General features: G+C 62.6%; 10 protein-coding genes. 6 read left to right on the top strand and 4 right to left on the bottom strand.

Annotation, left to right across the window (positions count from 1 at the left end):
- Window positions 1-101 precede the first annotated feature (101 nt).
- The 5 genes from J2858_RS04020 (at window position 102) to J2858_RS04000 (ending at window position 5,081) form a co-directional block, all read left to right on the top strand.
- Window positions 102-521 carry an MAPEG family protein gene (locus J2858_RS04020; RefSeq protein WP_245365535.1) on the top strand — a complete coding sequence of 140 codons (420 nt, stop codon included), beginning with the start codon at window positions 102-104 and terminating at the stop codon, window positions 519-521.
- Window positions 522-655: 134 nt separating this feature from the next.
- Entirely contained in the window at window positions 656-1,684 is a 1,029-nt protein-coding gene (adhP, locus tag J2858_RS04015; protein WP_210103430.1) for an alcohol dehydrogenase AdhP, read from the top strand.
- A 401-nt stretch (window positions 1,685-2,085) separates the two neighbouring features.
- Window positions 2,086-3,198, top strand: coding sequence for a DUF3734 domain-containing protein (locus J2858_RS04010; protein WP_210103429.1), 1,113 nt, complete (start codon window positions 2,086-2,088; stop codon window positions 3,196-3,198).
- Between the two features lie 68 nt (window positions 3,199-3,266).
- Window positions 3,267-4,049 (top strand): 3-hydroxybutyrate dehydrogenase, encoded by a 783-nt coding sequence (locus J2858_RS04005; RefSeq protein ID WP_210103428.1) that lies wholly within the window; start codon window positions 3,267-3,269, stop codon window positions 4,047-4,049.
- A 153-nt stretch (window positions 4,050-4,202) separates the two neighbouring features.
- Window positions 4,203-5,081 carry a dienelactone hydrolase family protein gene (locus tag J2858_RS04000; RefSeq protein WP_210103427.1) on the top strand — a complete coding sequence of 293 codons (879 nt, stop codon included), beginning with the start codon at window positions 4,203-4,205 and terminating at the stop codon, window positions 5,079-5,081.
- Window positions 5,082-5,136: 55 nt separating this feature from the next.
- Here J2858_RS04000 and J2858_RS03995 read toward each other — a convergent pair whose 3' ends face one another.
- Together J2858_RS03995 and J2858_RS03990 are read right to left on the bottom strand one after the other, a co-directional pair.
- A complete protein-coding gene (locus J2858_RS03995) occupies window positions 5,137-7,779 on the bottom strand; it encodes an autotransporter outer membrane beta-barrel domain-containing protein (protein ID WP_210103426.1) in 2,643 nt (880 codons plus the stop codon).
- Between the two features lie 534 nt (window positions 7,780-8,313).
- On the bottom strand, window positions 8,314-9,267 hold the full coding sequence (locus J2858_RS03990; RefSeq protein WP_210103425.1) for a LysR substrate-binding domain-containing protein: 954 nt from the start codon (window positions 9,265-9,267) through the stop codon (window positions 8,314-8,316).
- A gap of 214 nt (window positions 9,268-9,481) precedes the next feature.
- Here J2858_RS03990 and J2858_RS03985 point away from each other — a divergent pair, with 214 nt between their 5' ends.
- Window positions 9,482-9,793: a DUF1127 domain-containing protein gene (locus J2858_RS03985; protein WP_210103424.1), complete on the top strand. Its 312-nt coding sequence runs from the start codon at window positions 9,482-9,484 to the stop codon at window positions 9,791-9,793.
- 107 nt (window positions 9,794-9,900) lie between these two features.
- On the opposite strand, the gene J2858_RS03980 is transcribed toward J2858_RS03985, so the two are convergent.
- Window positions 9,901-10,794 (bottom strand): DUF937 domain-containing protein, encoded by an 894-nt coding sequence (locus J2858_RS03980; protein WP_210103423.1) that lies wholly within the window; start codon window positions 10,792-10,794, stop codon window positions 9,901-9,903.
- 114 nt (window positions 10,795-10,908) lie between these two features.
- Window positions 10,909-12,282, bottom strand: a complete 1,374-nt coding sequence (locus tag J2858_RS03975) for a glutamate--cysteine ligase (protein WP_210103422.1) — start codon at window positions 12,280-12,282, stop codon at window positions 10,909-10,911.
- Between the last annotated feature and the right edge of the window lie 69 nt (window positions 12,283-12,351).

The raw sequence follows: 12,351 nt of genomic DNA, 5'->3' as shown, positions 1-12,351 counted from the left end.
CCGTCTGATCTTGGCGTGATTAAACCGCCGCGAGGCTTTCCCTTCCGGGTATCCTTCGGCTAAGACGCGCCGACGATTACGCCAAACCGCGAGGATGACTGATGATTTCCAATGAGGCCATGATCTGGCCAATGGTCGCACATGCGGCGCTCGTCCTTGTGCTCTATATCCTCTTGTCCAGGCGGCGCGTGGCGGCGGTGAAGGCGGGGCGTGCCACCGTGGAGCAGTTTCGGGACAATCTGCAGGAGCCGGCAGACAGTCTTTACGTCCACAACAACCTCAAGAACCAGTTCGAACTGCCGATGTTCTTCCACATCGGCTGCCTGACGCTGTTTGCCGTGGATGGCGACAATCTCGGCACGGTCATCCTGGCCTGGCTGTTCGTCGCCTCCCGCTATGCCCATTCCTACGTGCATGTGACGAGCAACCGCGTGTTCCTGCGCCGCAATCTTTTCATGCTGGGCGTGGCAAGCCTCCTTGGCATCTGGGGCTGGCTGATCGTCTGGCTGGCGCTGACCTGAGAGATTGACGGGTTTTGCGGCAGATCAAACTGTCACACGGTCCGGTCCTCTAGAACCGTTGCAGGCGGAAAAACGCTTGCAGGATAAACGCGCGGCACCCGGGCGGTGCCGCCATCGGTTCGAGGAGAAGATCCATGGCAGCAATGATGAAGGCCGCAGTGGTGCGCACGTTCGGCAAGCCGCTCACCATCGAGGAAATGCCGATCCCGGAACCCGGCCCCGGCCAGATCCTCGTCAAATACGAGGCGACCGGCGTCTGCCATACCGATCTGCATGCGGCAAACGGCGACTGGCCGGTCAAGCCCAATCCGCCGTTCATTCCGGGCCATGAGGGCGTCGGCTACGTCACCAAGCTCGGGGCAGGCGTCACCCGCATCAAGGAAGGCGACCGTGTCGGCGTGCCGTGGCTGCACACGGCCTGCGGCTGCTGCAATCCCTGCCGCACCGGCTGGGAAACGCTCTGCGGCAGCCAGCAGAACACCGGCTATTCGGTCAATGGCACCTTTGCCCAATATGGCCTCGCCGATCCTGATTTCGTCGGGCGCCTGCCGGACAATCTCGAATTCGGCGCCGCCGCCCCCATCCTCTGCGCCGGTGTCACCGTCTACAAGGGGTTGAAGGAAACCGAAGTGCGTCCCGGCGAATGGGTGGTCATTTCGGGCATTGGCGGGCTTGGCCATATGGCCGTGCAATATGCCAAGGCCATGGGCATGCATGTGGTGGCCGCAGACATTTTTGACGACAAGCTGGAGCTTGCCAAGAAACTTGGCGCCGACGTGGTGGTCAATGGTCGCTACGCCGATGCCATCGCACAGGTGCAGAAGGCAACCGGTGGCGCCCACGGTGCGCTGGTGACGGCCGTTTCGCCAAAGGCCATGGAACAGGCCTATGGCTTCCTGCGCTCCAAGGGCACGATGGCGCTGGTCGGCCTGCCGCCGGGTTTTATCTCGCTGCCGGTGTTCGAGACGGTGCTGAAGCGCATCACCGTGCGCGGCTCCATCGTCGGCACCCGTCAGGATCTCGAGGAAAGCCTGCAATTTGCCGGCGAAGGCAAGGTCGCCTCGCATTTCTCCTGGGACAAGATCGAGAATATCAACGCCATCTTCCACCGCATGGAGGAAGGCAAGATCGACGGCCGCATCGTGCTGGATCTTGCCGGCTGAGCTGATTTTCAGCCTCTATCCCGATTGCCGCCCCGCACGGGGGTACGGCTATCGCATTTGAAATAAGACCCTCTCTGCCCTGCCGGGCCGACCGTGGTCGAGCCACGGGTCTCGCCCCGTCCTTCGGACCCCCCACAAGGGGGGAGATTCGATCCGGCAAGCGTCCCGTTCCCCCATCAGAAGGTGCGGCCGGGTTAAGCCCTCCCCCTTGTGGGGAGGGTTTGGGAGGGGACTTTCTGCATATGCAATAGCCCTCCGCACGGGGGCGGCAAGTTCGGCTAAGCTTCCCCCCCATGAACGAAGTTTAATGTTCAAGGCCATGACAATCGCCTTGTGCCGCCCCATGTGAAGATGAAGATGCTGCATGTGCGAAGAGCAGAAAGCATCGGGAGTTATCTAGCATGCGGTCTATCGAAAATATTCTTGTCTTCCAGGGCGGCGGTGCGCTCGGCGCCTATCAGGCGGGCACGTTCGAGGCGCTGCACAATCAGGGCATCAAGCCGGATTGGCTGGCCGGCATTTCCATCGGCGCCATCAATTCCGCCATCATAGCCGGAAGCCCGGAAGAGCGGCGGGTGGATAATCTGAGGCAGTTCTGGGAGATGGTGTCTTCCGGCCTCGACTTCGGACCGGTGGTTCAGGACGATGCCAGGCGGTTTCTGAAGGACTGGTCGGTGCTCGCCGGCGCCGTGACCGGCATTCCCGGCTTCTTCTCGCCGCGCCTGCAAACCCCCTACCAGCTTCTGTTCAACCGCGACGTGATGATCAGCCATTACGATACGGAACCGCTGGTGAAGACGCTCGACAGGCTCGTCGATTTCGATCGCATCAACCGTGGCGACATTCGCCTCAGCCTTGGCGCCGTCAATGTCAAAAGCGGCAATTTCGCCTATTTCGACAATCGCGACATTCGGCTGACATCCCGCCATGTGGCAGCCTCCGGGGCGCTTCCGCCGGGCTTTGCGCCGGTGGAAATCGAGGGCGAGTTCTACTGGGATGGCGGCCTCGTCTCCAACACGCCGCTGCAATATGTGCTGGCGGAGGATGGGTTCGACGCGGATCTGTGCATCTTCCAGGTGGACCTGTTTCCCGCCCGCGGCGAGATGCCCCGCGACCTCATGGAGGTGGACGCGCGCGTCAAGGAAATCCGCTATTCCAGCCGCACACGCATGAATACCGACGAGTTTGCCCGCAAGCAGATATTTCGCCGCGCCGCCCGCCGCCTTCTCGAAAAACTGCCGCCGGAGCTTCACGACGACGAAGATGTAAAACTGCTGCGCTCGGTCGGCATCGAATATGACGTGACGCTCGTCCATCTCATTCACCGCAGCGCCGCCTACGATTCGCACGCCATGGATGCCGAGTTTTCCCGCGCCAGCGTCGAGGCCAACTGGAAGGCTGGCTATGACGATGTGATGCACACGCTCAAACACCCCAAATGGACAAGACGCGGCCGCCCGAAGGACGGCATCCAGATCTTCGATCTCGCCCAGGACAGGCAGCGAGACGAATAACGACGGACCCTCAGCCGGTAAAAGACACGCCGACGGGGCGGCCCGAATGATTTGAAGGAGACCGCACCATGACACTCAACGGAAAAATCGCCATCGTCACCGGATCGGCAAGCGGCATCGGCGCCGAGATCGCCAGGCGCTATGTCGAACAGGGCGCCCATGTCGTCATCGCCGATCTGAGGCTCGATGCGGCGGAAGCAAAAGCCAAGGAACTCACCGCCATCGGTCCCGGCCGGGCCATCGGCATTGCCATGGACGTAACGGACGAGGCGGCGGTGAATGCCGGCGTTGCAAAGACCGTCGAAACCTTCGGCCGCGTCGATATCCTCGTCTCCAATGCCGGCATCCAGATCGTCCACCGCATCGAGGATTTCCCCTTTGCCGACTGGAAAAAGATGCTCGCCATCCATCTCGACGGCGCCTTTTTGACCACCAAGGCCTGCGTGCCGCACATGAAGGCAAACGGCGGCGGCGCGGTCATCTACATGGGCTCCGTCCACTCGCATGAAGCCTCGCCACTCAAATCCGCCTATGTCACGGCAAAGCACGGGCTGCTCGGCCTGGCCCGGGTGCTCGCCAAGGAAGGCGGCGAGTTCGGCATCCGCACCAATGTCATCTGCCCCGGTTTCGTGCGAACGCCGCTGGTCGACAAGCAGATCCCCGAACAGGCAAAAACGCTCGGCATTTCCGAGGACGAGGTGGTGAAGCGGGTGATGCTCGGCGAAACCGTCGATGGTGAGTTCACCACGGTGGAGGATGTGGCAGACGTCGCCCTCTTCCTCGCCGCATTCAAGACCAATGCGCTGTCGGGCCAGTCGATCACCGTCAGCCACGGCTGGCACATGGGCTGACCGTTTTGCCGGGCCCATACGCCCGCAGGGCTTGATCCGGTGCCGCACTCATCACGTACATGTGTGACGGGTGCTGTTGCCGGATTGCGTCCGACATGTCGTCCTGTGCCCACCACAATGCGAGCCAGAGGGTCTTTCCAGGGAGGACATGCCATGACCGAGACGCCGAAGATCACGCAGGCGATGATCGATGCCTATGATGAATATACCCATCTGAGCCTTGACCGGCGAAAGTTCATGGAGCGGTTGACCCTGCTTGCGGGCTCCGGTGCGGCGGCTGCCGCCATTGCCCCGATGCTGGCAGCAAGCCATGCGCAGGCAGCGCTCGTGCCGGCAGATGATGCCCGCCTGACCGGTGCCGATATCACCTATCCCGGCGCCGGCGGCGAGATGAAGGGCTATCTGGTCGCGCCCAAAAATCCGGCCGGTCCGCTCGGCTCGGTCATCGTCATCCACGAGAATCGCGGCCTCAACGACCATATCCGCGATGTGGCGCGCCGCGTGGCGCTCGAGGGCTTTGTGGCGCTCGCCCCGGATTTCCTCTCGCCCAATGGCGGCACGCCGACCGACGAGGATCAGGCCCGCCAGATGTTTTCCACCCTCGACATGGGCGCAACCGTTGCCAATGGCGAGGCGACGCGGGCATTCCTGTCGAAGCGCGAAGGGGCAAACGGCAAGGTCGGCGCCATCGGCTTCTGCTGGGGCGGCGGCTTGGTGAACCGTCTGGCGGTCGCCGCGCCGGACCTCAATGCCGGCGTCGCCTATTACGGCGCCCAGCCGCCGGCCGCCGACGTTGCCAAGATCAAGGCGCCGCTGATGCTGCACTATGCCGGGCTCGACGAGCGCATCAATGCCGGCATCGACGCCTATCGCAAGGCGCTCCAGGCGGGCGGCAAGACCTTCGAGATCTTCATCTATGACGGCGCCAACCACGCCTTCAACAACGATACCTCGGCCGCCCGCTACGACAAGGCAGCAGCAGATCTCGCCTGGAGCCGAACGGTGGCGTTCTTCCGGAAATATCTCGGCTGACCCACGCTGCAAATACCGGCGGTGCGCGCAGGATTGCCGCGCACCGCCCTTATCGTCAGAAGCGGCTGTTAAAGTTGATCTTCACGGCATGGGCATCGCCGTCGCCGCTCAGCAGCCCATTGTAGCTCACCCCGAGCGCTGCCTTCTCGCTGACGGCAACACCGAAGCTTGCATTGAGCGCCAGCGCATTCTCCGGCAAGGCAACCCCTGACACGGTGAAGGCATTGCCGGTGGAGAAGGCATTGCGCGATTGGGGCGTGTCGGCATCGGCATGCTGCCAGCCCAGCCCCAGCTTCAGATCCGCCTTTCGCCCGTCCTCCAGCGTCAGGCCCTTTTCAACCGTCGTGCCGATCGTTGCGATCAGCGCATGATCGGTGTCGCCATCGACAGACAGGGCGGCAAGGCCGCCGCTTTCACGCAGGTCGCGCGTGGAGGCCGTCAGGTAGATGGCCTCGCCGAAAGGCACGATGTCAAACTGCGGCGTGCTGATGCGCTGCGACAGGCGGGCAGACACCTGGCCGGAAAGCCCGCCATAATCGCCCGTCAGGTGATCGGAAAAGCTGCCGATGGTCACGTTGCGGGTGGTGTCGATGCCGCTGTAGCCGAAGCTCGCCGCCAGATCGAAGGCCGTTGCACCCCAGTCGGCGCCGGCATAGGCGCCGAGTCCGCCGGTGTTCAGCGTGCCGGTCATGTCCCGGTCTCCGGCAGAAATATGCTGCGTGGCGCCGAAGATCAACACGCCAAGGCGCCAGTCGCCGAGGCTGCGATCCATGCCGGCGATCATGTCAAAACTGTTGGCGGCCATTGCGCCGCCATTGCCGTCGCTGGACAGGGAAAGACGCCCGCCATGGGTGGTGGCCCAAAAACCCTCTTCGTCATCGGCAAGTCGCGCAAAGGCAGCCTGGCTGGAAACGCGGGCGTGATCCAGCATCTGCGACCGCAGGGAGGCAAAGACATCGCCCGAAACCAGATCGAAAGCAGCCCGCGCCGCATCGAAATCGGCCGTCATACCGACGGCTGCCCGCAGGCTGTTGGTGCTGGCAAGCGATTGCAGAACCGTGCCCGTGGCAATCTGGTTTGGTGTCTGGGCGGCATCGGTAAACGCCGTCGTCTGGGTGACAGTCAGGTAGGCATTGTTGGCGTCGTAGGAATCGACCAGATCGTAGAAGGCTGAAACGGCGGGAGAGCCGGACCAGTCGAAGGTTCCGGTGAGACCGCCGGCTGCCGTCAGGATGGTGTATTGCGCGCCGGGCACGAAGCTGCCGGCGGCACCGCGGGACCAGGAGATCAGCGCTCCGGGCTGCAGCGTGGCGGTGCCGCCCGCATTGATCAGGTCCGAGGCCGTCGAGGTGGGGTCGAGTTCCACTTCATAAAGTGCGCCCGCCTGCTGGACATAGGTGCCCGAGGTGTTGAGCGTTCCGATGGAATTGCCCGGTGCCACGGTGGAGCCGGTGGCAATCTCGATCGCGCCGATGGAGCCTGACCCTTTCAGCGTGCCGCCTGTTCCGATTTCGATCGTCCCGCCGAGCGTGCTATTCAGCACGAACGTTCCGCCTTCCACATGCGTTGTGCCAGTAAAGCCCGATCCATCGCCGGTGTAGATGGTTGTACCCGCGATCTGCAGGATATCGCCGCCATTTCCGAACAGTTTCTGGTCAAATTCATAGGCGTCGCTGGTGTGGTTGAACACCAGTTTGGCCGTGCCGTCGCCGAAATAGATGCCGTTGGTTACCGAGATCGTGCCGGCTGCGGTCGCCGCCGACCCTTGCGCCGCGCCGATGTTCAGCGTGCCGGTGCTGCCGGCATAGGTGGCGATATCGAGCTGGTTGCTGACCAGCAGTTCTGCGCCATCCGTCACGGTCACGATGCCGTTGCCGTTGAAGCCGACGCGCATGTTTCCAGAAAAATGCGCATTCGCCAGGGTTTCAAACCGCGTGCCTGCACCCGTCAGCGTCATCTCGCCGAAGGAGCCGGTATCGGTGCCGACCGCGCCGGTATGGGCCGATACCACGGCGCCGTCGGAGACAGTGAGGCGCCCATAACCGACAGTGCCGTTTCCGTTGCCGCCGACATAGACGTTGAGGCTGTTCGTCCAATGCGTGCCCCGGCCTGTCACGGTCATTTCGGCCCAGCTTGCTCCCGCGCCACCGACATAACCACCATCGTCATGCAGGGTTGCACCATTGGACAGCGTCGCCGTTCCCTCGTTGAGACTGAGATAACCCGCCGCACTCGTCCAGTCTGGCGGATCCGTTGCGGTCAGGGTTCCAAGATCGACCGATGTGCCGGCGCCGGTGATGGTGAGGCTTGAATTCGGGCCCATAGCGAGGCTGCCGTTGACGGTCTCCATCCGCGCGCCGTCCGAGATGGTGAGCGAACTGGTACCGACATCGTTCATCAGGATGCCGCCCTGGTTGATCCAGGTGGAGCCCTGTCCGCTGATGGTGATGCTTCCGTTGCTGCCGGCGGCCAGGCCAAGTGCGGAATCGATCGAGTTCAGGGTCGCGCCATCCGTGACGCTGAGCGCCCCCGTGCTCGTTGCACCCACTTCGAGCCGGCCGGACGGCGACCAGGAGCCGGTTGGGCCGGGTAGTGTCGGGCTGATATCGCCGGTTGCCGTGATGGACTGCGCAGACGCGGTCCGCACGCCGGCTGCCGCCAGCGCGAGAAGCGAAAGCGGCACGCAAACCGTCGTCATCAGGAGCGCATGGCGCAGGGCGAGCCTACCACAGGAATTATATGATCCCGTATATAAAGGATCGTGTCCGCGACGCTGCGAATATAAAAATGAATGCATAGCTTCCTCCCTCGTTTTTGATCAACGATGAGCTCAAATTATTCGAATATAAATATATTTCGGAGATTTTCCGGGTTTGATATTTAGTATTCGTGCAAATTGGGGGAATCGTTGAAGTTTTATTCTAGATAATACGCTGAATAATCCGCTGTAAATGGCCTGGGTGCGATTTGCGGTATGGCGTTGCAGAGTGTGCGGAAGGGGCACAGTGATGGGGCGCCGAGCTCGGCGGAGCGGCGGTCGCGTCAGGCGAGGGTGCCTTCAGACACGACGTTACAAGCACTGCTTGCGTGCCGTCCATCGCTTGGGATCGGCCCGGAACATGCGTGGGTGCGGTTTTATGTCCGCTCGTGGGTCACCGGAAGGCGACAGGGCGCTTAAGCCGGAAACGCTTTTGCGAAGGCCGGCTTGTCCCGAACGGCAGGGGGTCGGCGATTACCAGCCCGGCATCATCTGGGCGGTGCGCAGGCGGGCGGCAGCCCGGCCAAAGGCCTTCATGTCGCCGTCGAGGTCGTCGGGGGCAACGGCCGGCGAAATGTTGTCGAGGCAGGCGGTGATATGGTCGGTGATCGCCGTCATCAGCGAGGGCGACAGGCCCGGCCGCTTCATCAGGCCGATCTGCACCGGCGGAAGCGGCGGAAAACCGTCCGACTGCGACAGCACCTTCATGCCGGGACGAAGGGCCGATTCGGGCAGGATGGAGACGGCCATGCCGGCCAGAACCGCCGAGGCCACCACCATCGACGACCAGCTGGTAAACAGGATCTGGTATTCGCGTCCATCGGCATCGAGCGCCGAACAGGCAAGCTGGCGCCAGTTGCAATCGCGCCGGCCAACGGCCAGCGGCACCGGTGCGTCGTCGCGCAGCGGGTGATTGGCAGAGGCCACCCAGCAGAGCGGCTCGGTGCGCACCACGTCCGACTGGCGCGCGCGCGGATTATGCGTCACAAGCGCGATGTCCAGCTCGCCCCGCGCCATCTTTTCCGCCAGATCCACCGAGGGTTCGCAGACAATGAACAGCTCGACATTCGGATGGGTTTTTGCAAAACGCCCGATGATCTCAGGCATGTAGCGGTCGGCATAATCGTCGGGCGTGCCGATGCGCAGCGTCCCCTCCAGCCGGTTGTCGTCGAAGGCGGCAATGGCCTCGTTGTTCAGCCGGATAATGCGGCGGGCATAGTTCAAGAGCTTTTCACCCTCCAGCGTCAGCCGGTTGCCGCGCCCGTCCTTGGTAAACAGCTGCTTGCCCACCCGTTCCTCAAGCCTTCGCATCTGCATGGAAACGGCGCTTTGCGTCTTGAACACGCGGTCGGCGGCCTTGGTGAAGCTGCCGCTGTCCACGATGGCGACGAAGGTTTGCAACTGGTCAGTATCAAGGGGAGCAGACATCGGCGACACATCCATCAGTGAGGTTGATGCTAATCATTAGAAACATTCGTTGGACTGATCAATGGAGAATTCGCATAACGCAAGGGCAAAGCCAAACAGAGGGCGCTTTTGAAAAGCGTCGTCCCTGCCTTCCTTTTCGGATACGGCAGCCCGATGCGGGCGGCCTGACACTGTTTAAGGAATGAATTTTCGTGCCTGAAGAAAGGAAGTTCCCATGAGCACGACTGAACGGACCATGACCCGCACTCTTTCCGTCACCCGGAAAGGCAATGTGCGCCTTTTTGCCGATGTGATCGCCTCTGCCGCGGACTGGAGCAAAACCGTTCTTCGTGCGCTTCGCAACCGCCGGGCGCTGACGCATATCTGCGAGCTTGAAGATCACCAGCTGTTCGACATCGGCCTGACGCGGCTGGAGGTCGAACGCGCCATGAGCCAGTCCGGCCTGTTGCAGGATCCGCATGCGCTTCTGCCGCCGCATGCCCGCCTGCGCGGCCGGCGCGCGCCTTGGGGGCAAAGCCGCCCCTGACCTGTTTTCCCCGCAGGGTAAACGCCAATCGCCCTGCATACTTGCCCGGCCGGTTTATCCGCGCCGGGCTTTTTTATGTCCACATTTGCGACCGTCGACTGAAGAGATCAGACAGAGGCCTTGGGAGCCTCGCCGGCCTGTTGCGCGCGCACATAACCCTCGAAGATCGCTTCCATGTTCTTCTGGTAGGCTTTCTGCACCTCGACGCCGCTGTCGAACATGCTGGAGAGAACGGCTTGAAACTTTTCGATCTCCGGCTTGCCGGTGGGGGCTGAGGGTGCCCCGGCCTTCGGCGCTGCGGCCTTGGCCGGTTGAGGGGCCGCCTCGGGCGTGGAGAAACTGCCGCTCATCATGTCCTGGAAGGCCTTGGCAAACGGATTGTCGGTGAAAGGGTTGCTCGGCGCTGGCGCGTCTGCGGGCTTTTCCAGCCCCCACAGGCTGCGCATGGCCTGGAACATCGGGTTGTCGAACGGGATGGTCGCCGGCTGCGGCTTGGGCTTGGCCTGGAAACCGATCGCCTGCAGCCATTGCTGCGTTGCCTGGCCCAAGGCTTCCGGCGAAAACGGGTTCGTGCCGACCTGTCCGGTCATCTGCTTGAAGAGGCCGCCCATGATCGTGTCGGCCATGGCCGGCATCATCTGCTTCAGCACGTCCTGGCCGATGCCGGTGAGTTGTGCGGCCTGCGCCGCAATCGCGCGCGAAACGTCCTTGGAGCCGAACAGGCGTTCCAGAACCGCATTGCCGTCGGCCATGCCCTGCGGCGTGAACGCCTTGTTGATGTCTTCGAAATATTTGCCATAGGCGCCGGAAAACATGCCGCTCATCAGCGCGCTGAAATCATACGGATTGCTGCTGGAGCGCTTAAGGCCGGAGGAGAAGGCCGGCAGGAGCGCCGCCATCGCCTGTGCCGCCTGCTCCTGTGCCAGATTGAACTGCTTGGCCAGAGTGTCCATTGCGGCGCCGTTCTGCGCCTTCAGCATCATGTCGAACAGCGGCAGCATCGTCACCGGCTCCTTTCTGGAATCCCCTTTTGTCCAGCCACTATAACTGGAAAAATCCGGGACGGAACCGGTTTGTTCAGCTTTAAACTGTCCCGCGCCGGGAAGGCGTGACGCTCAATACTGGTATTCCTCGAAAACCGGCTCGACGGAGCCGTTCCAGCGGCCCTCGTAGAGCGACAGAAGTTCTTGCGCCAGCACCTTCTTCTTGGCGAGGATTTCTTCCAGAGGCTGGAGGAACAGCGTTTCGTCGGCGCCGTCGCCGTTCAGGCGGTTGCGGGCCTTCAGGCCCTGCCGGGAGATGGCGACGATGTCGCGGGCGACCTCCATCAGCGGGCGGCCGGCAATCGTTGCGGCAAGGCCGCCGGCCGGCACCGCATCGCGCAGCGCCAGCACATCCTGATAGGTCCAGTCGCGGGTGACCTCTTCGGCGGCACTCATCGCCGCATCGTCGTACAGAAGACCCACCCAGAAGGCCGGAAGCGCGCAGATGCGCCGCCACGGGCCACCGTCTGCGCCGCGCATTTCGAGGTAGCGCTTCAGCCGCACATCCGGAAACAGCGTGCCCAGATGGTTCGTCCAGTCGCCGAGCGTCGGCTGCCAGTCGGCAACCTCGCCCTTCAGCCCGCCGGCCATGAACTGGCGGAAGGTGATGTGGGTGCAGTCATGATATTTGCCGTCGCGCACGATGAAATACATCGGCACGTCGAGCGCCCATTCCACATAGGTCTCGAAACCGAAGCCGGGCTCGAACGCCTTCGGCATCAGCCCGCCGCGAGCATTGTCCGTATCGCGCCAGATCTCGCCGCGCCAGGACAGAAGCCCGTTCGGCTTTCCCTCGGTAAAGGGCGAGGCGGCAAACAGTGCCGTCGACAGCGGCTGCAGCTTGAGCGACAGCTGCATCTTGCGCGCCATGTCGGCTTCGGAGGCAAAGTCGAGGTTCACCTGGATGGTGCAGGTGCGGTACATCATGTCCAGCCCGTGGCGGCCGACCTTCGGCATGTAGCGGGTCATGATCTTGTAGCGGGATTTCGGCATGACCGGCGTTTCGGCAAGCGTCCATTTCGGGCTGCCGCCGATGCCGAGGAAGCGGATGCCCATGGGCTCGGCCACTTCGCGCAGCACGGCCAGATGCTGGTTGGATTCGCGACAGGTCTCATGCAGCGTTTCAAGCGGGGCGCCCGACAGCTCGAACTGGCCACCCGGCTCGATGGAGATTGCCCCCATGCCGCCGGTCTCGCCGAGCCCGATGATGTTGTCGCCATCCATGATCGGCTCCCAGCCGAGCTTCTGCTGCATGCCCTTCAGGAGCGCTGAAATGCTGGCCTCGCCGAAATAGGGAACCGGCGTGTGGTCCTTCTGGAAAAAGGCGAATTTCTCGTGCTCTGTGCCGATGCGGAAGCTGTTTTCCGGCTTGCAGCCCCCGGCCAGATAGTCGGCCATCTCCGAGACGGAGGTAAGGGGGGTGTGATCGGTGGTGTCGCGGGCCATGAAGTCGACCTTGTCTGGGATACGGGCTCTTGAAAGTGGGGCACGGTCCGAAGGCGGCAATCGCCTTCG

Source organism: Neorhizobium galegae (assembly GCF_017877135.1).
GTDB lineage: Bacteria > Pseudomonadota > Alphaproteobacteria > Rhizobiales > Rhizobiaceae > Neorhizobium > Neorhizobium galegae_A.
Note: the sequence above shows the minus strand (reverse complement) of the source record. Positions and strands in the feature narration are given on the sequence as shown.

Coding starts and splice junctions, on each gene's coding strand:
- J2858_RS04020 (WP_245365535.1), top strand. CDS start 102: ATGATTTCCAATGAGGCCATGATCTGGCCAATGGTCGCACATGCGGCG.
- adhP (WP_210103430.1), top strand. CDS start 656: ATGGCAGCAATGATGAAGGCCGCAGTGGTGCGCACGTTCGGCAAGCCG.
- J2858_RS04005 (WP_210103428.1), top strand. CDS start 3,267: ATGACACTCAACGGAAAAATCGCCATCGTCACCGGATCGGCAAGCGGC.
- J2858_RS03995 (WP_210103426.1), bottom strand. CDS start 7,779: ATGACGACGGTTTGCGTGCCGCTTTCGCTTCTCGCGCTGGCGGCAGCC.
- J2858_RS03990 (WP_210103425.1), bottom strand. CDS start 9,267: ATGTCTGCTCCCCTTGATACTGACCAGTTGCAAACCTTCGTCGCCATC.
- J2858_RS04000 (WP_210103427.1), top strand. CDS start 4,203: ATGACCGAGACGCCGAAGATCACGCAGGCGATGATCGATGCCTATGAT.
- J2858_RS03985 (WP_210103424.1), top strand. CDS start 9,482: ATGAGCACGACTGAACGGACCATGACCCGCACTCTTTCCGTCACCCGG.
- J2858_RS04010 (WP_210103429.1), top strand. CDS start 2,086: ATGCGGTCTATCGAAAATATTCTTGTCTTCCAGGGCGGCGGTGCGCTC.
- J2858_RS03980 (WP_210103423.1), bottom strand. CDS start 10,794: ATGCTGCCGCTGTTCGACATGATGCTGAAGGCGCAGAACGGCGCCGCA.
- J2858_RS03975 (WP_210103422.1), bottom strand. CDS start 12,282: ATGGCCCGCGACACCACCGATCACACCCCCCTTACCTCCGTCTCGGAG.